The organism is Bacillus sp. ZY-1-1 (assembly GCF_003047165.1).
Classification (GTDB): Bacteria; Bacillota; Bacilli; order Bacillales; family Bacillaceae; genus Bacillus; species Bacillus velezensis.
Window position 1 is genome coordinate 1,865,735 of sequence record NZ_CP027061.1, and the last position, 20,476, is coordinate 1,886,210.

The 20,476-nt window shown below is 44.3% G+C and carries 25 protein-coding genes and 1 other RNA gene; 16 read left to right on the forward strand and 10 right to left on the reverse strand.

Annotated features, from left to right (window positions below; translation table 11 throughout):
- Nucleotides 1–36 precede the first annotated feature (36 nt).
- Nucleotides 37–783 carry an MBL fold metallo-hydrolase gene (locus tag C5I45_RS09735; RefSeq protein WP_003153765.1) on the forward strand — a complete coding sequence of 249 codons (747 nt, stop codon included), beginning with the start codon at nucleotides 37–39 and terminating at the stop codon, nucleotides 781–783.
- Nucleotides 784–810: 27 nt separating this feature from the next.
- Here C5I45_RS09735 and C5I45_RS09740 read toward each other — a convergent pair whose 3' ends face one another.
- A complete protein-coding gene (locus tag C5I45_RS09740) occupies nucleotides 811–1,779 on the reverse strand; it encodes a bile acid:sodium symporter family transporter (RefSeq protein ID WP_003153767.1) in 969 nt (322 codons plus the stop codon).
- Nucleotides 1,780–1,982: 203 nt separating this feature from the next.
- Between C5I45_RS09740 and C5I45_RS09745 the strand changes: the two genes are divergently transcribed.
- Nucleotides 1,983–3,320, forward strand: coding sequence for a sodium-dependent transporter (locus C5I45_RS09745; RefSeq protein WP_003153770.1), 1,338 nt, complete (start codon nucleotides 1,983–1,985; stop codon nucleotides 3,318–3,320).
- A 40-nt stretch (nucleotides 3,321–3,360) separates the two neighbouring features.
- Here C5I45_RS09745 and C5I45_RS09750 read toward each other — a convergent pair whose 3' ends face one another.
- The 3 genes from C5I45_RS09750 to C5I45_RS09760 all read right to left on the reverse strand — a co-directional run bounded on the left by C5I45_RS09750 (nucleotide 3,361) and on the right by C5I45_RS09760 (nucleotide 7,670).
- Nucleotides 3,361–4,206 (reverse strand): superoxide dismutase, encoded by an 846-nt coding sequence (locus C5I45_RS09750; protein WP_003153772.1) that lies wholly within the window; start codon nucleotides 4,204–4,206, stop codon nucleotides 3,361–3,363.
- Nucleotides 4,203–6,086 (reverse strand): terpene cyclase/mutase family protein, encoded by a 1,884-nt coding sequence (locus tag C5I45_RS09755; RefSeq protein WP_025852324.1) that lies wholly within the window; start codon nucleotides 6,084–6,086, stop codon nucleotides 4,203–4,205. Before C5I45_RS09755 ends, C5I45_RS09750 begins: the two co-directional genes overlap by 4 nt.
- A 96-nt stretch (nucleotides 6,087–6,182) precedes the next feature.
- Nucleotides 6,183–7,670, reverse strand: a complete 1,488-nt coding sequence (locus tag C5I45_RS09760; RefSeq protein WP_024085472.1) for an aldehyde dehydrogenase family protein — start codon at nucleotides 7,668–7,670, stop codon at nucleotides 6,183–6,185.
- 182 nt (nucleotides 7,671–7,852) lie between these two features.
- Here C5I45_RS09760 and C5I45_RS09765 point away from each other — a divergent pair, with 182 nt between their 5' ends.
- From C5I45_RS09765 to C5I45_RS09775, 3 genes are all read left to right on the forward strand, one after another.
- The gene (locus tag C5I45_RS09765; protein ID WP_025852320.1) at nucleotides 7,853–8,056 is read left to right on the forward strand and encodes a DUF6501 family protein; all 204 of its coding nucleotides are present in this window, start codon (nucleotides 7,853–7,855) and stop codon (nucleotides 8,054–8,056) included.
- Between the two features lie 65 nt (nucleotides 8,057–8,121).
- Nucleotides 8,122–8,262, forward strand: coding sequence for a DUF4025 domain-containing protein (locus C5I45_RS09770; protein WP_003153781.1), 141 nt, complete (start codon nucleotides 8,122–8,124; stop codon nucleotides 8,260–8,262).
- Nucleotides 8,263–8,554: 292 nt separating this feature from the next.
- Nucleotides 8,555–8,899 (forward strand): PH domain-containing protein, encoded by a 345-nt coding sequence (locus tag C5I45_RS09775; RefSeq protein ID WP_003153783.1) that lies wholly within the window; start codon nucleotides 8,555–8,557, stop codon nucleotides 8,897–8,899.
- A 44-nt stretch (nucleotides 8,900–8,943) separates the two neighbouring features.
- On the opposite strand, the gene C5I45_RS09780 is transcribed toward C5I45_RS09775, so the two are convergent.
- On the reverse strand, nucleotides 8,944–9,177 hold the full coding sequence (locus C5I45_RS09780; protein WP_003153785.1) for a hypothetical protein: 234 nt from the start codon (nucleotides 9,175–9,177) through the stop codon (nucleotides 8,944–8,946).
- A complete protein-coding gene (locus C5I45_RS09785) occupies nucleotides 9,174–9,446 on the reverse strand; it encodes a hypothetical protein (RefSeq protein ID WP_003153786.1) in 273 nt (90 codons plus the stop codon). The genes C5I45_RS09780 and C5I45_RS09785 overlap by 4 nt, the downstream gene beginning before the upstream one ends.
- A 70-nt stretch (nucleotides 9,447–9,516) precedes the next feature.
- Here C5I45_RS09785 and C5I45_RS09790 point away from each other — a divergent pair, with 70 nt between their 5' ends.
- Nucleotides 9,517–9,999 (forward strand): Hsp20/alpha crystallin family protein, encoded by a 483-nt coding sequence (locus C5I45_RS09790; protein WP_003153787.1) that lies wholly within the window; start codon nucleotides 9,517–9,519, stop codon nucleotides 9,997–9,999.
- Here the strand turns inward: C5I45_RS09790 and C5I45_RS09795 are convergent.
- The gene (locus tag C5I45_RS09795) at nucleotides 9,986–10,219 is read right to left on the reverse strand and encodes a hypothetical protein (RefSeq protein ID WP_014305194.1); all 234 of its coding nucleotides are present in this window, start codon (nucleotides 10,217–10,219) and stop codon (nucleotides 9,986–9,988) included. The two genes, C5I45_RS09790 and C5I45_RS09795, sit on opposite strands and share 14 nt — an antisense overlap.
- Nucleotides 10,220–10,311: 92 nt before the next feature.
- On the opposite strand from C5I45_RS09795, the gene gerPC reads away from it, so the two are divergent.
- The 7 genes from gerPC to C5I45_RS09830 all read left to right on the forward strand — a co-directional run bounded on the left by gerPC (nucleotide 10,312) and on the right by C5I45_RS09830 (nucleotide 15,983).
- The gene (gerPC, locus tag C5I45_RS09800) at nucleotides 10,312–10,692 is read left to right on the forward strand and encodes a spore germination protein GerPC (protein WP_025852313.1); all 381 of its coding nucleotides are present in this window, start codon (nucleotides 10,312–10,314) and stop codon (nucleotides 10,690–10,692) included.
- 83 nt (nucleotides 10,693–10,775) lie between these two features.
- Nucleotides 10,776–11,267 carry a TraR/DksA family transcriptional regulator gene (locus tag C5I45_RS09805; RefSeq protein WP_003153790.1) on the forward strand — a complete coding sequence of 164 codons (492 nt, stop codon included), beginning with the start codon at nucleotides 10,776–10,778 and terminating at the stop codon, nucleotides 11,265–11,267.
- A 144-nt stretch (nucleotides 11,268–11,411) separates the two neighbouring features.
- Nucleotides 11,412–12,038, forward strand: coding sequence for an FMN-dependent NADH-azoreductase (locus tag C5I45_RS09810; protein WP_003153791.1), 627 nt, complete (start codon nucleotides 11,412–11,414; stop codon nucleotides 12,036–12,038).
- 214 nt (nucleotides 12,039–12,252) lie between these two features.
- A non-coding RNA gene (gene ssrS / locus C5I45_RS09815) (6S RNA) lies at nucleotides 12,253–12,438 on the forward strand.
- Between the two features lie 107 nt (nucleotides 12,439–12,545).
- Nucleotides 12,546–14,324, forward strand: coding sequence for a DNA helicase RecQ (gene recQ, locus C5I45_RS09820; protein ID WP_003153793.1), 1,779 nt, complete (start codon nucleotides 12,546–12,548; stop codon nucleotides 14,322–14,324).
- Between the two features lie 235 nt (nucleotides 14,325–14,559).
- The gene (locus C5I45_RS09825; RefSeq protein WP_003153795.1) at nucleotides 14,560–15,432 is read left to right on the forward strand and encodes a 3D domain-containing protein; all 873 of its coding nucleotides are present in this window, start codon (nucleotides 14,560–14,562) and stop codon (nucleotides 15,430–15,432) included.
- A gap of 158 nt (nucleotides 15,433–15,590) precedes the next feature.
- The gene (locus tag C5I45_RS09830) at nucleotides 15,591–15,983 is read left to right on the forward strand and encodes a hypothetical protein (RefSeq protein WP_031306618.1); all 393 of its coding nucleotides are present in this window, start codon (nucleotides 15,591–15,593) and stop codon (nucleotides 15,981–15,983) included.
- Nucleotides 15,984–16,014: 31 nt separating this feature from the next.
- Here C5I45_RS09830 and C5I45_RS09835 read toward each other — a convergent pair whose 3' ends face one another.
- Both C5I45_RS09835 and C5I45_RS09840 read right to left on the reverse strand, forming a co-directional pair.
- Nucleotides 16,015–16,992 (reverse strand): S66 family peptidase, encoded by a 978-nt coding sequence (locus C5I45_RS09835; RefSeq protein WP_107994349.1) that lies wholly within the window; start codon nucleotides 16,990–16,992, stop codon nucleotides 16,015–16,017.
- A gap of 64 nt (nucleotides 16,993–17,056) precedes the next feature.
- The gene (locus tag C5I45_RS09840) at nucleotides 17,057–17,560 is read right to left on the reverse strand and encodes an N-acetyltransferase (RefSeq protein WP_014305189.1); all 504 of its coding nucleotides are present in this window, start codon (nucleotides 17,558–17,560) and stop codon (nucleotides 17,057–17,059) included.
- A gap of 188 nt (nucleotides 17,561–17,748) precedes the next feature.
- Between C5I45_RS09840 and C5I45_RS09845 the strand changes: the two genes are divergently transcribed.
- Both C5I45_RS09845 and C5I45_RS09850 read left to right on the forward strand, forming a co-directional pair.
- A complete protein-coding gene (locus C5I45_RS09845) occupies nucleotides 17,749–18,531 on the forward strand; it encodes a VLRF1 family aeRF1-type release factor (protein WP_052586090.1) in 783 nt (260 codons plus the stop codon).
- Nucleotides 18,532–18,675: 144 nt separating this feature from the next.
- Nucleotides 18,676–19,212: a DUF420 domain-containing protein gene (locus tag C5I45_RS09850; protein WP_003153801.1), complete on the forward strand. Its 537-nt coding sequence runs from the start codon at nucleotides 18,676–18,678 to the stop codon at nucleotides 19,210–19,212.
- A gap of 65 nt (nucleotides 19,213–19,277) precedes the next feature.
- Here C5I45_RS09850 and C5I45_RS09855 read toward each other — a convergent pair whose 3' ends face one another.
- Nucleotides 19,278–19,943, reverse strand: a complete 666-nt coding sequence (locus tag C5I45_RS09855) for a lysozyme family protein (protein WP_003153802.1) — start codon at nucleotides 19,941–19,943, stop codon at nucleotides 19,278–19,280.
- Between the two features lie 191 nt (nucleotides 19,944–20,134).
- On the opposite strand from C5I45_RS09855, the gene czrA reads away from it, so the two are divergent.
- On the forward strand, nucleotides 20,135–20,467 hold the full coding sequence (gene czrA / locus C5I45_RS09860; protein ID WP_003153803.1) for a Zn(II)-responsive metalloregulatory transcriptional repressor CzrA: 333 nt from the start codon (nucleotides 20,135–20,137) through the stop codon (nucleotides 20,465–20,467).
- Nucleotides 20,468–20,476: the final 9 nt, after the last annotated feature.

Genomic DNA, 20,476 nt, shown 5'->3' on the forward strand with positions numbered 1-20,476 from the left:
AGTGTACTTTTTTATTGAGCGAAGGGGAGAATTTATATGAAAAGCTGTTATCCGCTTGAGATCGAATTTGAATATAATGAAGAATTGCATTCTATCACTCCGGTTCTTCTGCAAGACGAACATGACACGATATTAATAGACTGCGGATATCCCGGTTTTACAAACCATCTTCAACATGCTGCTGCCCGGCATGGAATGTCGCTTCATTCATTGACAAAAATCATTGTAACGCATCACGACATAGACCATATCGGCTCACTCGCTGCATTACATCGTTTGCACCCGGATATCAGCGTGACAGTACATGAGCGTGAAGCGCCGTATATTGACGGCTCTAAAAAATCTTTACGGCTTGAGCAGGCTGAATCAACGTTTAGTTCATTGCCAGAGGATGCAAAGCCTTATGCAAAACAGTTCATTTGCTCGCTTCAATCAGTCGAATCGGCTCCAGTTCACCGGACAGTTACTGACGGTGAGCTGCTGCCTTGGTGCGGAGGCATTCGCGTTGTAGCCACGCCGGGTCATACACCCGGCCATATCAGTCTTTATCTGCCTGCCGAAAAAACAATGATCACAGGTGATGCGGTCGTCATTGAAGACGGAAAGCTGAAACTTGCTAATCCTGACTATACGTTACATATGGATGATGCGGTCCGATCTGTGCAGCGGCTGCTTGATTACGATATCCGCCAATTGATTTGTTATCATGGAGGTTTATTTCAGGGGGATGTAAAAAAAGCGCTTTTGCGCCTGTTTCGTGATCTGCAGAATAATCAAGGATAGGAGCGGCGGCAGCCTATCCTTGTTCAGTTATGAAAACGGAATCTTTGCCGTTTCTTCTTCGGCGCTGTTTTTCTCTTTTTTCTTAGACCAGTAGGTGGCAAGAACAGACCCCGACAGATTGTGCCATATGCTGAAAATTGCGCTCGGCACGGCTGACAAAGGGGAGAAATGCGCTGTCGCAAGCGCTGCGCCCAGTCCGGAGTTTTGCATTCCGACTTCTATCGCAATCGCTTTTTGTGAAGCATAATCCATTCTGAACAGCTTTGCAGTCAGGAATCCTAACAAATATCCGATTCCGTTATGTAAGATGACGACAGACACAATCAGCAGTCCGGATTGAAGCAGATGCTCACGATTTACGCTGACGACAGAGGATACAATCGCTACGATGCCGATTACCGATACGAGAGGAAGTGCGTGCACGGCTTGTCCGACCTGTTTTTTGAAGAACAGCTTCACAATCACCCCGAGGACGATCGGCAAAAGCACGGCTTGCATAATGGAAACAAACAGTGAACCGAAAGAAACGGGAAGCCACTCTTTCGCAAACAGCATAATAAGTGCCGGCGTTACAATAGGAGCAAGCAATGTTGAGATCGTGGTGACCGCAACAGAAAGCGCCGTATTGCCTTTCGCCAAAAACGTCATGACATTTGATGCCGTACCGCCCGGACAGCATCCGACCAGAATGACGCCCGCGGCGATTTCTGCGGGGAGGCGGAGCCCGACTGATAAACAGAAAGCCGCAAGCGGCATAATCGTAAACTGGGCAGCGACTCCGATCACGACATGCCAAGGCTTTCTGATTAATTCTTTAAAATCGTCTGCTTGAAGAGTAAGCCCCATCCCAAACATAATAATACCAAGGAAAATCGTCATATAAGAACTGATCCAAGAAAACAAATCAGGGCAGGCGAATCCCAAACCGGCAAAGACGATAACCCACAAGCCAAAGGTTTGGCCCGCAAACCCGCTTATTTTTTTCAGCCATTCCATAAACACAGCTCCTTTTACATCCAATCAATCAGTCAGAAAATATGACTGACTTTTCTGTACTCCATTATAAATAATATTCTGAATAATTCAATATTAAATATAAGTTTTCGATAAAATTATTATGTAAACTAATATCTTCTTGACTATTCAGACATATATTCTTACAATTGTTTTTTATACTGAAATGAATTGGGAGTGCTGAAGTGAAAGAAGCTAATCAATGGTCATCTAAGCTGGGATTTATTTTAGCTACGGCCGGCTCTGCAATCGGGCTCGGCGCAATATGGAAGTTCCCTTACGTAGCGGGAACCAGCGGAGGCGGCGCTTTTCTGCTTGTTTTTATTTTATTTACTGTTTTAATCGGACTGCCGCTTTTGCTTGCTGAATTTATTATCGGCAGAAAAACACAAAAAAACGCCGTTGAATCCTATAAGGCGCTGGCGCCGGGGAAAAAGTGGCACTGGATCGGATATCTCGGAATCATAACGTGTTTTATTCTATTATCCTTCTACAGCGTAGTGGGGGGATGGATATTAATCTACATTATAAAAGGCTTTACAGGCGGTTTAACGCTTTCTTCGGGATTTGATACGTTATTTATCGATACCATTTCAAACCCTTATGCAGCGGTTTTCGGTCAGCTGCTGTTTATCGTGCTGACGATTTTAGTTGTGGCAAAAGGGGTGAGCAGCGGCATCGAAAAGGTAAGCCAGGTGCTGATGCCGGCTCTGTTTATTCTGTTTATTCTTTTAATGATCCGCTCCGTTACGCTGCATGATGCAGCGAAGGGATTAAAATTCTTCTTCATGCCTGATTTTGGCGCGATGGATGCCAATACCATTTTATATGCGATGGGTCAATCATTTTTCTCGTTAAGCGTCGGAGTGTCCGTAATGGTTACATACAGCGCATATTTAGAAAAAGAAGAAAATATTGTTCAATCCGCCGTATCGGTGACGGTATTAAATGTCCTTGTTGCCGTGATGGCGGGAGTGGCGATTTTTCCGGCGGTATTTGCATTCGGTCTCAAGCCGGATCAAGGTCCGCAGCTTTTATTTAACGTGCTGCCGACCGTCTTTAACCAAATGCCGTTGGGCATCGTGTTTTTACTCGCCTTTTTGCTGCTGTTTTTATTTGCGACGCTGACATCGGCTTTTTCAATGCTTGAAATTTTAGTTGCTGTTTTGTCAAAAGGCGATTCGGCAAAACGGAAGCGGTATGCATGGATCGGGGGACTTGCTATATTTATTGTCGGGGTCCCTTCGGCGCTGTCGTACGGCATTTTGAGTGATGTTTCTATTTTTCACCGCAGTATTTTTGACGCTGCGGATTTTCTGGTCAGCAATGTCTTAATGCCGTTGGGCGCGCTTTTAATTGCCGTGTTCGTACCGCTGAAAATTCCGAAACAGATGCTGTTTGACGAACTGAAAAGCGGTTCCGGTATAAAACGAAAATGGTTTGCAGTCTGGCTCCTATTAATCCGTTATGTGGCTCCTGTAGCCATTATTATCGTTTTTCTGCACGTGCTTGGTATTTTTTAGACCAAAAGAAGCAGGCCCCCGTTCAAGACGGGGGCCTTTTTTAATAAAGCGGCCACATCACGCGGCGCGCTTGCTCGAACCGTTTCTCCGCCTCCCGCCAATCAACGACATTCCACCATTGATCCACGTAAGCCGCGCGGTCATTTTTATATTGTAAATAATAGGCGTGTTCCCATACATCCAGCGGAAGCAAAGGAATGACGTCCCATTGGCTGTAGAGCTGATGCTTCTCAGCGGCCAAAATCTCCAGCCGTCCGGAGCGCGGCGCCCAGACAAGGATAGCCCAGCCGACTCCTTCGACTTTTTTTGCTGCTTGAGAAAATTGCTCTTTAAAAGCGGAATAGCTTCCGAATGACACATCAATCATTTGAAAGAGCGCACCCGTCGGCCGTCTTTTTCCGTTTGGATTCATGGAAAACCAAAAAATACTGTGCAAATAATGGCCGGCACCGTGAAACGCCAATTGCCGCTCCCAATGCGCCACTAAGTCGTACTGTTTCGTTTGTCTCGCTTTTTTGAGCTCCAGTTCTGCTTTATTCAGACCGTCAACATAGCTCTGATGGTGTTTAGTATGGTGGAGTTTCATAATCTCTCTTGAAATATACGGTTCCAGTGCGGAATAACTGTATGGCAGTTTAGGGAGGACATGCTTGCCGATCGGCACATAGGCTCTGCGCTCATCCGGCTCTTCCGGTTCGGTAATGTCCCGGTAAAGTGCTGATGCCTGTTCGTACCATTCCGCCTCCGTTAATCCATCATCCTGAAGGGTGTGAAAAATCCGGTCGATTTGTGCCGCGAAGCGATCGAACCGACCTTGCTGTATGACTTGTTCCTTCAAGGTTTCACACCAATTCAGCATTTCGGTTTGATAAGCGTGCCGTTTCATTTTTCTTCCTCCTTTTCACTCACTTTCATAAAAGTGCTGAGCGCAAGCAAAGAAAACACATACGGGTAGCTGTGATACCTGATGTAAAACTGTTTCGGCAGGCCGATTCCGGTCGGATAGCTGAAAGCGTCTCCTTCGTAATGCCGGTTTTCAATAAGAAAAGATATGCCTTTTGTGACGGCTTGATGATGAGGTTTTTCGTATTGCAGCAAAGCTTCGGCCGCCCAAGCCGTCTGTACAAGCGTCCCGTAAGAAAGCGGAACATAGGTTTTGACTTCTGCGCTTTTACAGGATTCTCCCCAGCTTCCGTCCTCGTTTTGAATGGACTTCAGCCAGCGGATCGCTTTTTTCACGGCCGGGTGGTTTTGGCTTACGCCGCAAGCTTTCATCCCTGTCAGCGCTGCCCATGTGCCGTAAATATAGCAGACACCCCATCTGCCGTACCACGATCCGTCCTCTTCTTGATGGCGGATCAGCCATTGGACGGCCTTTTCAATCTGAGGGTGATCAGGAGAAAGCCCCGCTTCTCCTAAACAGTGCAGCACCCGTCCGGTTAAGTCGCTTGTTGAAGGATCGATGGCAGCTTCCTCAGCCGATTCCAGCGGCAGCAGGCGGACCAGCGGATGATTGACATTTTTCTCAAAAGCAGAGAAGCCGCCGTCACTGTTTTGCATGGACAAAAGCCAGCTCAGTCCGCGTTCCCATGAGGCGGGATAACGTTTTCGCGGAATGGCTTTGAGCACTGCGGCTGTGTCATCACAATCAGGATTATTTGTATTAATGTTTGAAAAACCCCATCCTCCCGGTTCAGCATGCGGGTTGTGAACGGCCCAATCAGCGACTTTCGTCTGCTGCCGTTCACGCAGAAACCGGGCGGCTCCGGTTATCATTTGATCGTTATCTGAGATGCCGCTTTTCATAAGCGCATAGCTGAGAAGCGCCGTATCCCAAACGGTCGACGTTGAATTTTCCAGGTACGGTATATCGCTGCAAGACGTGAGCAAAGCTTTCGTGCCGGCAAGCGCTTTTCTGATAACGGGGGAGTGGCGCGATACACCGAGAGCGAGCAGGCCGTACACCATAAAAATAGTGGCACTCGCATAGCTGTATAATGTGCCGTCTCCTTCAATCCGGTCAAGCATATACGTTTTGGCCGTACGCAGACTGAGCTGGTGAAAAGCGGCAGGAATCTGCAAAAGCCGCTTCCAGTGGGCGAAAAGAGAAGAGAGGTCTCTGTTCTCATCATGATCGGAACGAAGCCATGTAAACGGATTTTTAGTCATATGCCGATCTAAATGCGCGAGAGACGGAACATTGGGATTTTTCAGCGAAAATCTTTTGTTAAGCGTCACGGCCATCGGTACGAAATGAATACGAGCGTATGTACTGAACTGGTAAAAATGCAGCGGGAAGGATGGGGGAATGACTAAGAAAGATAATGGCAGATGCAGCGCGGGCCATGGGTAAAGGCCGTTTGCCGCAAGCATCCACTTTGTCATGAAGTGTACGTTGCGCAAGCCGCCATTTGAGATGATAAAGCGTTCGGCCTGAATCATATGCGCCTCAGAACGGCTATATAAACCGGAAGCCAGCAAGCCGGCATAGCCCTGTACAGTAGCGGTCACATTTCCTTTCCGGTCATCAGGATAGTTGGCAAAAGTTCCGTCCGGGCGCTGTTTAGCGCGAATGCCTTCTGCAAGCTCAGCGATCAGTTCTTTATCATTGTCTCCAAGAGAAGTGAGAAGGAGGATCAGAAAGGCGTTTGTCAAAATCGGACCTTCAAAACAAAATGACCATGAGCCGTCCGGATTTTGCGTTTCTCTTAATAGGGAGATGGTTTTCTTTTGGCAGCTTCTGACGTTTTCATGAATTGTGCTCACACTCGCTCAACTCCTTCAGAAGCATATATATTCATATGTAAAAGGCGGCATGACAAAAGAAAGAAACTGCTGACAGGCAGCAGTTTCTTGTTTGATTTAATCTTCCAGGTTGATCCAGACGCTTTTCACTTCTGTATAATTATTCAGCGCGTAAGAGCCCATTTCCCGCCCGAGGCCGGATTGCTTATAGCCGCCGAAAGGAGATGCCGCATCGAAAACATTGTAGCAGTTGACCCAAACGGTGCCGGCTTGGAGACGGTCAGCAATGTAATGAGCGTTTTTCACATTTTCAGTCCAAAGTCCGGCTGCAAGACCGTATTCCGAGCGGTTCGCCCGCTCAATGACTTCATCAACCGTATCATACGGAATGGCGGCTAAGACCGGGCCGAAAATTTCTTCTTTTGCGATGGTCATGCTGTCATCCACATCCGCAAATACAGTCGGGGAGACAAAATACCCTTCTTCAAACGGGCAGCTGCCGCCCGCGACAGCTTTGGCTCCTTCCGCTTTTCCTTTTTCAATATATGAAAGCACGCGCTCATGCTGTTCCTGGCTGACGAGCGGGCCGATTTGTGTATCTTGGTGAAGGCCGGCGCCTTGCTGAAGCGATTTCGCATATGAAACCATTTCGCTTACGACCTCATCATATTTGTCTTTGTGAATGAAGACACGGGAGCCTGCGCAGCATACCTGTCCCTGATTAAACATGACCCCGTTTAAAGCGCCGGGAATGGCTTTCTTCAAATTGGCATCAGGCAAAATGATGTTAGGTGACTTTCCGCCAAGCTCCAGTGTCACGCGTTTAATTTTTTTTGCGGCTTTTTCCATGATTTTTTTGCCGATTTCTGTAGAACCGGTAAAAGCGAGTTTATCGACATCGTCATGGTTGGTCAGCGCTTCCCCGGCCGTCTCGCCGAACCCTGGGACAATATTGATGACGCCGTCAGGGAAGCCCGCCTGATCTATTAATTCCGCTAAATAGAGGGCGGTCAGCGGTGTCTGCTCCGCCGGTTTCAAAACGATTGTGCAGCCTGTGGCAAGGGCGGCGCCCATTTTCCACATCGCCATAAGGAGCGGAAAGTTCCAAGGGATGATCTGCCCCACGACGCCGACAGGCTCATGGCGGGTGTAATTAAAATATGAGCCGGCGACCGGAATCGTTTGTCCGGTTATCTTTGTAGACCACCCGGCATAATAACGCATATGCTCAATTGCGAGCGGGATATCCCCATTCGTCGTTTCATTAATCGGTTTTCCGTTATCAAGTGTTTCAAGCTGCGCGAGTTCCGTTTTGTGCTCTTCCATTAAATCGGCAAGCTTATACATCAGCCTGCTTCTGGAAGCGGCCGGCATAGTGCGCCATTCGCCGTGATCAAAGGCTTTGCGTGCCGCTTTCACTGCACTGTCAATGTCTTCTGACTGTGCCTCGTAAAGCGTCATCAGCGTTTCTCCGGTTGCCGGATTCGGTGTGACAAATGTTGATCCTGAAGCGCTCGGAACAAATTTTCCGTCAATATAAAGTTTCTTCGTACCCTGTAAAAATGTTTCCAGCCTTTTTGTGATCTGCATCGTTAAAGAACTCATTCGTAACAAACCTCCCGAAATTTTTTATGGTCTGTTTTGAGCATCTTGATGTCCGCGCAAAGTAAGCGCATACAGTCATTCTATAATAACACCCCCGGTAAAATCAATCGATAACCGTTATTGCAATTCACAAGAAAAAACGGCTACAATAAGCTTATCGATTAAGAAAAGGAGTTTTATAAATGATTCATAATAATTGGCAGACAAAAGAAAGCGTCAAAAAGGTCAAATGCGTACATACAGATGCGAAAAAATACATTGTCAAAAATGTGCTGACGCCGGGTAAAGAGTATGAAGTCAAAAATGAAACAGAAGAATTCATTTTTGTTGCAGACAATACAAACAAAGTCGGAGGCTTCTACAAAGCGTATTTTGAAGAAGTTTAAAGCTGAATGAATTTATTTTGCCTGAGCCATACTAAAAAAGACTACATATAAAGGGTGGCTGCAAAATGAAAAAAACAGAGCAAGACAAACAAAATAAAACATCAGATCAGCTTCAGCAAGTGCAACCTGAAGAAGGCACCGACACGACGATGGAACAAATTTCAGATACCTATAAAGAAGGAACAATTGAAGATACGGATCGTTGATGTTTTGTTGAAACCGCGGCATTGGAGAAGCCGCGGTTTTTTATGGCGAAAATAAAAAACTGACTTTTCGAAAAAAATACCGTTTTCTTGAAACCTTTTCTTCCGCTGAACCGTATTACTTCATAACAGCGGCACCTTTCGCGAAGGGCTTTTTTGATGAACGTTCTAAAAATGTAATCTGTTCGTAATGGTTTAAATGCCGTCTATGTCGTATTCTTATATAGGGATAAAGAACTTATTTTTTATGATTGTAATAAAACAATAGTATAGAAGCAGAAAGTGGGGTTCTTCATTGGGAATTTTTTCTGTCAGCAGATCAACCGACACAAAAAAGCTGGAGGCTTTGCTCGTTGAGGGAGAACGGATCGAAACGATTTATAAACTGCGGGTTGACCAAATATGCTTTACGAATAAACGAGTGATTTTCTTTGATAATAAAATGTTCTCCAAAAAGAAAGTGCGCGTATTTCTTCCATATAAAACAATTGAAAGCTTCGCCATTCAAGAAGCGGGGATGTTTGATCCCGATACCGGGCTTGTATTAATGACAAGGGGAAAAACTTTCGAATTGGAATTTGCAAAAGAAACGGACTTGACTGAGGTTCAAGCCATCTTAACAAAATACTTATGCAGTTAAATATCACATAAAAGCCATCCGAATGCATGCGGATGGCCTTTTTATTATATAATGCTTGTTTTTCCGGAGTTCGAATCAATGAGATCCGGGTCAGCGATAGAACTGATGGGGATATAAATCGGCGCCAAATCACCATTTTCTTCACCGAATCCGTAGTTGATCTTATTGGATAAAAAATAATCGATTTGCTGATACGGGCCGATCGTAATGGAAGAACCGCGGTCGACCGCATTTACTTTAAAGCCTCCTACATTTACCAAAACCGGCGAAAACATCATAATGGGCCTCCTTTTCCGGCAGGGATTTTGTCGCATGCAGACTCAAAGGTTGATGGAGAATCAATTTGATCCCGGTCATCCACTTTGCCGTTCGTGCCGATGAAGCCGCTTGCATCTCCGAAGTTCTGTCCGTATCCCTGATTCTTTTTATCAGAATTCTGCCATTCCGCCAGTAAATTTTGTCCGACATTCACCGCTGAAGCATTTTCAAAGGAATTAATTTTCAACATGAAAATATTAATATTGATATATGGAGTTGGTTGAACCACAGGCAAACCTCCTTTAATACAGGTGTATGCCGGCTGTTATGACCGTATGCTTAGACAGGGGGCGATAAAAATGGATTTCGATAAGATGAAGCAATGGATGGAAATGGCGCAAAACATGTCCGGCGGCGACTTTTGGAAAAACGTTTTTGATGATGAACAACTGAAATCATTTCAAAACGGCCATTCTCATTTTCCCTTTCAACAGGGAGATGGGCAAATGAGAAGAAATGAGGATGCTTTTCCTCTTATAGATATTGTGGAAACCCATGATGAGCTCCAATTTTTGCTGTATCTGCCCGGCTACCGGAAACAAGATGTTCAGCTGTTGTCCTACGGAGAATATATTGTCGTAAAAGGCACGAGAAAATCCTTTTTCAATGAACAGGATTTTAAACAGAAGACCGGAAAATACGGCGATTTTGAAAAAAAACTCGATCTTCCGCATTCCGCTCAAGGTACGAAGGGAATGCAGGCGGTATTCAAAGACGGGATTTTATATATATCGATTGCTAAACATCTGGGGGATGCAAGCCAGATCATTATCGAAGGCTGATCTTGTTCGCTGTGCCATCTATCAGATCTGAATCATCGATACTCATGATAGGGATGGCGACAACGGTGCAATCACCGTTTTGTTCACCGTACCCTTCATTTCTTTTATTGGCTGCTGTGTTTCTCACCATAACGGAAGAGCCGGTGTTAAAAGCCGCTCCGCCGCTGATTCCGTTCATTTTTATATACTCAAAGTTGATAACGGACGGAAAAAACATCATGATTCGCCTCCTTTTTGTATATCATGTTTATATATTCGCAATACGGGACGCATAGAACTTTCCAAGAGTGACGGGGAAAGAAGTGATTTTCTTTGAAAAAAATAATGAAAGAGATTTTCAAAAAAGTGTGTGAAGAAGAATTAGACCGGCTTAAGAAAGTGGAACAACAGCTTGATGAGCTTCAGGATAAGTGTCATTTTGAGCCGCAAACGGTTGAAGGGGAAAAAACATATGTCCATATTGAGCACGTCAAAGTGGACAAGGTTGAATACAATATTGATTTTGAACAGCTGAGTATAGAAGAGCTGAGCGGTATGCTGAATATCGGCGCCACTTACCATACACCGGCGCACAGGCTCAAACAAGCCTGCGCTGAAGAAAGTCGGGACAACCCGCAAAATGATGCTGCGAAAGAAAAAAGACAGACAAAGCAGCAGACACCCAATGTCACCATCAGGGGGAGAAAGCATTGACCCCCATTGTTTCATCCTCCTTTTTCGAGGGTATGTATTAACAGATGCAGCGAAGAATACAGACGAAAAAGGAGATGATGAATATGTCATTATCAAAAGAACAGCAGGACAGCCTTTATCATAAATTAATCGATTTAAAGGAAAGTCTTCAGGGAGAATCCAAAGAAAATCATTCAATGAGCGAAGACACAGGAGAACTGTCGAACGGAGTAGATAATCACTTAGCTGATCACGGAAGCATTTATTTGGACAGGGTCACGAATCAGACGCTGGACGGTGTCGATCAGAATCTTTTAGATGAGGTGAACGCCGCGCTTGAACGAATGGATAAAGGAACATACGGGATTTGCGAGAAAACGGGAAAAGAAATTCCTTATGAAAGACTTGAAGCCGTACCGTACGCCAGAATGACCGTCGAAGCGCAGCGAGAAACAGAAGGGGATGTGAAAACAGACGCTCCGTCATATGAAAGGGAATTTCACGAGCAGGTGAAAGACCTCTCAAATAAAGAAACCGTTGATCAAAAAAGCTCACAAACTTACGAAATCCTGGATCGTGAACAGGATTCACAATAATAGCAGCAGGTACATTCATATGTACCTGTTTTTTTATTCCATAAAAAATCTCAGAATCGAAATAAAATCATTGACTTTATATAAAAAAGAAAGTAACATACTATTTGTAAGTAAATATTAAAAGATTACCGGGAGGAATTTAGAATGTCTCAAGTATTATTTGTAAAATCAAGCGACCGTACGGCTGAAGAAGGCGTATCCGTAAAATTATACGAAGCGTTTCTGGCTGCTTATAAAGAAAACAATCCGAATGATGAAGTGATCGAACTTGATCTTCATAAAGAAAACCTTCCTTACCTCGGAAGAGATATGATTAACGGAACATTCAAAGCTTCAAAAGGAATTGAAATGACAGACGAAGAGAAAAAACAAGCGTCAACTGCTGACATTTACTTAAATCAATTTGTCAAAGCTGACAAAGTCGTGTTTGCATTCCCGCTTTGGAACTTCACAGTGCCTGCTGTGCTTCATACTTATGTTGATTACCTGTCTCGCGCAGGGGTTACTTTCACATACACGCCTGAAGGCCCTAAAGGTCTGATGGGAGATAAAAAAGTAGCGCTCTTAAACGCACGCGGCGGCGTATATTCTGAAGGACCGATGGCATCTCTTGAAATGTCATTAAACTTCATGAAAACCGTTCTCGGTTTCTGGGGTGTCCAAGATCTTCACACTGTTGTCGTTGAAGGTCATAATGCTGCACCGGATAACGCTCAAGCGATCATTGAAAAAGGACTGCAAGAAGCGAAAGATCTGGCTGCAAAATTCTAATTGCCATAACTCTTGCGCCCCTACAGGGTGTGAGAGTTTTTTCTATTATAGAAGAAACTGGCGGCAGCTTTCGATCTGATCTTATATTGATATATTGATATTTTGTCGAAAAAACAATTTTTATGTAGAATAAAGCATTTTTTACAAAGAAAAAAGGTTTTCTGTAAAAGAATTAACCCTCTTGCCAAAATACGACTGATGGTGTAGGATATAAGAGAAGCTACATTGTTCGTATTGTTAATTAAGTTTTAACCTTTAAGCTGTAATAGGGAGTTTTATATCGAAGCCGGAATGTCATGCCTCCATTGCAGAGGACGACAGGAACGCTTCTGCAAACACCCACTTTGAGGAGTGGTGGTTTAAAACTTTCTTACTTGCGTACGGCATACGTAGCGAAAGCCATTTCCCTTGCGGAGATGGCTTTTTATTTTGAATTGCCCTTGAGCAGCGTACTTTATCAGTATGATAAAATGAAAGAATCAAAGACAAAGTGAGGTTTTACAACATATGCTGGATAAAGCCCAATCCCTTCTGGCGCATTATTTTGGCTACGACAGTCTTCGCGCGGGCCAAAAGCAGGCGATACAATCAGTTGCAGAGGAGAGAAAAAACACGGTCTGCATTATGCCGACGGGGGGCGGAAAATCAATCTGCTATCAGATTCCCGCACTGCTGTTTGAAGGAACCACAATCGTTATTTCCCCTCTTATTTCCTTAATGAAAGATCAAGTCGACGCGCTTGAAGAAGCGGGTATCGCGGCAGCTTATATTAACAGCACCCAGACAAGCCGTGACATTCATGAGCGCCTGACCGGTTTGAAACAAGGGGCTTACCGGCTCTTTTACATCACACCGGAGCGTTTGACTTCTTCTGAATTCATTCACATCCTGCAGAATATTACGGTTCCTCTTGTCGCCATTGACGAAGCTCACTGTATATCGCAATGGGGACATGATTTCAGGCCGAGTTACCGGAATATCGAAATCCTTTTTAATGAATTAAAAGAACCGCCCGTCATCATCGCCTTAACGGCGACGGCTACGCCTGAGGTTCATGATGACATCTGCAAGCAGCTTCATATTAAGAAAGAACAAACTGTATATACCGGTTTTGCCAGAGAGAATTTAACGTTTAAAGTAGTAAAGGGCGAAAACAAAGACCGGTTTATCGAGCGGTACCTCGAAAAAAATAAACACGAAGCCGGCATTATATATACAGCGACAAGAAAAGAAACCGACCGTTTATATGAGAAATTAAAACGCAGCGGCATCAATGCCGGCCGTTATCACGGCGGATTGGCGGATGATGACAGAAAAGACCAGCAGGAGCGTTTTCTTAACGATCAGATACAAGTGATGGTAGCTACGTCCGCTTTCGGAATGGGAATCGATAAGAGCAACATCAGGTTTGTTTTACACGCGCAGATTCCGAAAGATATGGAGAGCTATTACCAGGAAGCCGGACGGGCCGGGCGCGACGGTCTTAACAGCGAGTGTGTGCTCTTATTTTCGCCGCAGGATATTATGGTGCAGCGTTTTTTAATAGACCAATCGGCCGCCGGAGAAGAAAAACAAAAGCAGGATCTCAAAAAACTGAGACAGATGGTGGATTACTGTCATACGGAAGATTGCCTGCAGCGGTTTATTCTGAAGTATTTCGGCGAGAATGAGGCGGAAGCTTGCGAAGCGTGCGGCAATTGCACTGATACAAGGACCGCCCATGACGTCACAAAAGAAGCGCAGATGGTATTGTCATGCATCATCAGAATGAATGAGCGCTTCGGAAAAACGATGGTGGCGCAGGTGCTTAGCGGGTCAAAAAATAAAAAAGTGCTGGAAAACGGCTTCAGCAGCCTGTCCACTTACGGCATTATGAAGCATCAATCCGCAGCGGAAATCAGTGATTTTATCGAATTTCTTATTTCAGATGAATATATCAGAATGGCGGACGGCACATTTCCCACGCTTATGGTCACCCAAAAAGGCAGGGACGTTCTGCTTGGAAAAAGCGCAGTCGCGAGAAAAGAAGCCTTACAGGCCGCCGCCGTTACCGAAAATGATGAATTATTTGAGCTTCTCCGGCGTCTCCGCAAAGAGATTGCAGCTGAACAGGGTGTGCCTCCATTTGTCGTGTTCTCAGATCAGACGTTAAAAGAAATGTCGGCGAAACTTCCGAAAACAGATCAGGATCTTCTTTCCGTAAAAGGGGTCGGGGAACAAAAAAGATTGAAATACGGAGCGGTTTTTTTAGAAGAAATCCGAAATTATGTAAGAGAAACAGAGTGAAAAAAAGTTTTTTTAGAAATTTGCACATTGTGTTTTTCATTGGCGCCGGAAAAATCAGAAGCCTGAAAACCCTTGCTGTATCAAGGTTTCAGCAAGACTTACCAAGCGAGAGAAATGTTTCATGTAAAGGAACTGTAATCTAATTCAAATCGTTTTGTTATTGAACTGACATTTTCATATGTTACGATATCACCTGTTAGCCGCCAATAAAAAGCTAACAAGGGAGGATTTACTTATGAAGAAGACGATTATGTCCTTTGTCGCAGTTGCAGCAATTTCAACAACTGCATTTGGAGCTCACGCTTCTGCTAAAGAAATCACGGTGCAAAAGGGTGACACGCTCTGGGGGATCTCGCAAAAAAACGGAGTGAACCTAAAGGACTTAAAAGAATGGAATCAGTTATCTTCTGATTTAATCATTGAAGGAGAGAAACTGACTATTTCTTCAGTAGAAACAACCACATCTGGGCAGTACACAGTGAAGCAGGGCGACAGCCTCTGGAAAATTGCTCAGAAATTCGGAACATCAGTCGGCAATCTGAAAAGCTTGAATAACTTGCAATCAGATATAATTTACGCAGGCACAACGTTAAATGTGAAAGGTCAGGCTCAGGCTGCACAGCCGGCTCAAGAAGCCAGCCAGCCGCAAACTGAACAAAAACCAGCTGCTGAGACAGAACAGCCGAAACAAGAAGCTGTCAAAAACGAGCAGCCTAAACAAGAACCTGTTCAAGAACAACAACAACCTAAACAAGAAGCGAAGGCTGTCGAAGCAAAACAGCAGCCTGTTCAATCAAATACAAACCAACAAGAGCCTAAAAAGCAGCTGACAATGACTGCAACTGCTTACTCTGCTAACGACGGCGGCATTTCCGGTGTAACGGCAACCGGTGTTGACTTAAACAAAAACCCTGATGCAAAAGTCATCGCGGTAGACCCTAGTGTCATTCCGCTTGGCTCTAAGGTTTATGTTGAAGGTTACGGAGTGGCAACAGCAGCAGATACAGGCGGCGCAATTAAAGGAAATAAAATTGACGTATTTGTTGCAAAGAAAAGTGACGCTAACAACTGGGGCGTCAGAACAGTAAATGTTAAAGTATTAGACTAGTTTCATATAGAGATGAAGAACACAAGGCGAAATGCTTTGTGTTCTTTTTTTCTTCCCTTTTTTGACTGTATATAATCGTTATATGCGGAAAAAGAAAAAGCGTTTCTCTAATATAATAAGGAATGGATGTGAAAAAAGAATCGGAAGGGATGAATCTGATGGAGCCGGAATGTATATGTTTATGGAATGCCTCCACGGAATCACCGGTGTTTCAAGCAGGTATATGCACCGCTTTCGCCATTGTGCTCGTTATCGGACTGTCTATGCCTGCTGTCAGGCTGTTTCAGGCGCTTGACAGAGGGAGAGGAAGGCCAGCCGTTATTGAAAAGGTGAGACGTACTGGCGTGATGAAGAATGGCAGGCACGAGCTTGTACTTATTTTAAACGTAAAAAACCAAGACGGAACGCATGATAAACGTGAACTGACACACGCCGTATATAATGAAGAGATCAGCCGTTTTTATGAAGGAGCTTCCGTATGGGTGACGGCAGCGGCTGGCGGACGAATTATGATCGCTCCTCGCACGCCGCGGCATAAGGCGTCAAAATAAAAAGACGGGGCGGTTTTCCCGTCTTTATGTATTAATGCCGATCGATCCATATCCGTCCGCCTTCTGAGCCGGCTTCTATCCTGCATGCTCCTCCGATCGGGAATGTCATCAAAGGGGAGGTATGGCCGAAATCAGCATTTGCGATAACAGGCATGGATGACAGTTCTTCTTTTGTACGGATGACGGCACGCAGAGCCTCCTCAGACACATTTGAAGCATGCTGGAAACGTCCGATGACAATTCCCTTCACGGCTGAAAAAGCGGGAAGATGGATGAGTGACTGCAAATCCCGGTCAAACATATGAATGTCCGACATATGATCATCTTCTATAAACAGAATCACTTGTTCCATCTCCGGAAAGTATTCGGTGCCCTGCAGAAGATTCAGCGTGCATAGATTTCCTCCGATCAGTGTTCCTTCCGCATATCCGGGCTGAATAACGATCGGTCCCGGATTCCGATAAAAACGTCTGTCCTCCTGGTTCAAATACCATTTATCATCACTCCACTCGGATGAAGGTTTTACCTCATACGGGTTGTCAGAAGCACAGCAGGCCAAGAAAGAGTCAATCGTATAGTCCAGCCCTTTTTTCATGGCAAATGAAGAAAAATGGGGACCGGAATATGTAATAAGGCCGGTTTTTTGATATATGGCATGGCCGAGAGCGGTAATATCTGAATAGCCGCAAAGGATTTTCGGATGCCGCTTGATGTTTTCATAATCAAGGTAGCGGAGCAGCTGATTTGATTGGAAGCCGCCGAGTGTCGTCAAAATCGCTTTGATGTCAGGATCAGCGAAAGCTTCGTGCAGATCCCGTACACGCGATTCAATCGATGATGAATGAAATTCATTTATTTCTTTCGCATTCTCTGAAAAAGAGACACAAAAGCCCAGCTCCTCCAATTTTGTCTTCGCGGCATTTATATTTTCATCTGACATAGCGGACATGCTTGTGGCCGGAGACACAATACGGATGCCGTCGCCTTTTTTCAATTTTTCCGGATACAAAAAAAACCCTCCTTAAATGGTTTAATCTATTACACCATATTAACGAGGGTTTATCTATCATTTTTTACAGGTCGACCCATTTAATGCCGCCTGATTGCGTATCATTGTCAATCCAGACATCAAATTGATGCTTTTCATAAAAATGAACGAGCCGGTCGACATGATCCCAATCACGCTTAGCGATGTCGCCCGTCACTTTCGGGATATTCTGCTCTCTGGCGATATGTTTTAAAAATTTCATGCAGATCGAGCCGTAGCCGTGGTTCGGCGGGCCTTTAATATCCCCGATATGAATGGCATTGTCATAATAAGAAGCGATCAGTGAAAAACAGCCTCTTCCCCGGTAGGCTGATTCACAATCAGTCAGCATAATCTTACATGTTTGGCCATCATCAATCGAGGAAACAATGATCCAATCGTCATTGTTCGATTGATCAATACCAAGCACTCGCGCGTCTTTTGATACATCTATCAGATTTTCCCGCATTCTGAAAATCTGAAATTCAAGTTTATGAAGCTCTTTTTCCAGCTCTTTCTGATCTCTTTCTTCTGCAGTAAACAAAATCATACTCCTTTCACAGCGTAAAAGTCTTAGTCAAACACAAGTATCCATTGTAGTAAATGATGTCTTGGTTTGTAAATGGGTTTTGCAAAAACTTTTTTAGAAAAGTCTGCCGTTTATATGTGGATTGACGTTTTTAAGGCGGTGGGGATAGGGAAAGGAACAGTGAGCAGCGGAAAAAGGAGGAATCTATAATGGCAATTGACTCACTCATCGGCAAATTGAAGTACGTAATGACGGAATCTCCTGATAAAATGCTTTCCTTATATGTAAATACGGATATGAGAAATCCGGATCAGCAGGGGGGAGAGTGGAAAATCGCCTTGAAAACCGGTTTTCGGAGATTAAAAGAGTATCTGTCTGTAAGTGATCCGGAAGAAGAAAAATCTCTCGTCCGCATCATGCAACGTGTCTATCAATATATCGATGGGCTTGGTAAAGAGATGCCGCGAAGCCTCGTATTTTTTGCATCGGGGGAAGGCGGTGTCTGGGAGACGATTGAATTGCAGGTGCCTGTCGAAACACGATTTTATTGGGAAGAAACGGCTGTCCTTGATCAATTAGAACTTCTCCGTGAACAATTTCCAAGCACGGCTTTTATTCTCACCCAGCAGAATGAAGTGAAGATCATAGAAACCGTACTCGGAAAAATTGAAGGGGTGGAGCATTATCAATACGACGTCATCAATGAATCGTGGAAACCGCAGGATGTAAGCGGAAGCTCCGCATCAATGGACGAAGACGCCGCCAAAGCCCATGTCGAAGAAAACCAAAACAGGCTGTATAAACGATTGGCTTCAAACCTTGATCAAAAGGCCGCTTCACACCAATGGGAGCGTCTCGTAATCGCAGGGGACAAAGAAACAGCCGATATTCTCGATCAGCATATGAATAAACCGATAGATCGGATCATTCCAAAAAATCTGTTGAATGAAAACGAACATAAAGTGATAGAAGAACTGTTGAAGGAAGCATAATATGACGAAAGGCCGGGTCTCAAACACCCGGTCTTTTTAGGGCTTAAGTTTGTCTAATTTCTGACGAAGCGGACGAAACCGTTGACATCAAAGCTGAATTCTCATACCATTTGGATAGTCAGTAAAATTGAGAGAGGTCATAAGATGAATCAGACAGAAAACAAACCTAAAAGTTATACCGGTATCGTGCTGACATTGACCGTTTTGATCAACGGGTTAATTGCGGTGCTGTTTTTTATGCCGAAATCGGGACAGGTCAGCATTGCCAATATTCATATTCTGCCGATGTTAAATGCTATTTTTAACAGCTTTACTTTTATCTTTTTGCTGGCAGCGCTCTTTATGATTAAGCAAAAAAATATTCAAGCGCATAAACGCTTTATTTTGGCGGCGTTTACGACGACTCTGCTGTTTTTGATCTGCTATGTCGTGTACCACTCGATAGCTGAGAATACTTTATTCGGCGGCCACGGCATCATTCGGGGGATTTATTTCTTTATTTTGATTACGCACATCTGTCTTTCCGCCGTTATCGTGCCGCTTGCGCTGTTTACGCTGATCAGAGGATTCAGCATGCAGGTGGAGCGCCACAAAAAAATCGCGAGATGGACGATGCCGCTCTGGCTGTATGTCAGTCTGACGGGTGTCATTGTATACTTAATGATCTCACCGTATTATTAAAAAAAAGCCGTGCTCTGCGCGGCTTTTTTCTATTGATGGAAAAAGGCGCCTCATCAGGGCGCCTTTTACTCTTCAAGCGTTTCAAGTGTTGTTACATTTAAGGATTGTTCAACGGTTTTTGTTTTTGCTTTTACTTTTTCTGCGTACGTGTAATCACCATAGCAGTAGGGATAACGGAAATTGTCTTTGTTCCCTCCGCAAGTGTAAAGTTTCGGATTCTTTTTGACCTGCTGCTCGGAGTATTGTTTTGCCAGTTCCTCAGTATGCGATCCTCCATGTTCAGCCACAAAATCAATATAGCCGGCTCCCATGTTGTAGCTTTGTATAATCGTATCCAAGTCTACGCCTTTTTTCTTGCCTGTTTGGTACATGAGAGTGAATTGTTTGATTCCCTGTTTGATACTGGTTTGAGGGTTTTTAATCTCATTTCGCTTTAAACCCAGAGATTCTGAAGACTGCATGGGATCATTTCCTCTTCCTTTTGACTCCTGATATATCATGCCGAGTACAAGCGATGTATATTTGGTGAGTCCTTTTTCATCCAGCTCGTCTTCAACAAGCGGTTTGTAATCTGTCAGCCGTTCAAGCACGATCGGTTTGACATCAAACGGAAGGCTTTTGAGCCATTCATTATTTGAAAATAACAGAATGAGGAAGAAGGAAACCATGACAAAAACACATATCATCATAAGACCCGCGGCAGCGAAACAGCCTTTTTTCTTTTTCTCCACTGTGTTTCACCCTCAATTTCAGGAGCATTATGACTTTTTCATTATGACACAGATGGATGCGCGAAACCAAGCGGAAACCCGTATTTGAAACATAAATTTAAAATAACGGTTCTTTTGTCAGGCGCAGGATGTATCTGCATCAATTGACATTTGGTATAATTGGGCTACTTGAGAAAAGAAGGGTGAGGTATATGACTGAATTTCACGAATCCGGAAAGACGAATGACCCCGCTGTCGATTTAGATGAGGAAACTTTATTTTTGGTTGCCCAGACTTTTAAGGCGCTGTCTGATCCGACCAGAATCAGAATTCTCCATTTGCTGTCACAGGGTGAACACGCGGTAAATGATATCGCAGAAAAGCTGAATTTGCTGCAGTCTACCGTTTCTCATCAGCTGCGTTTTCTTAAAAATCTACGCCTCGTCAAATCACGCAGAGAAGGAACATCCATCTATTATTCTCCTGAGGATGAACATGTGTTAGATGTGCTTCAGCAAATGATTCACCATACGCGGCACGATTAAAAAACATCC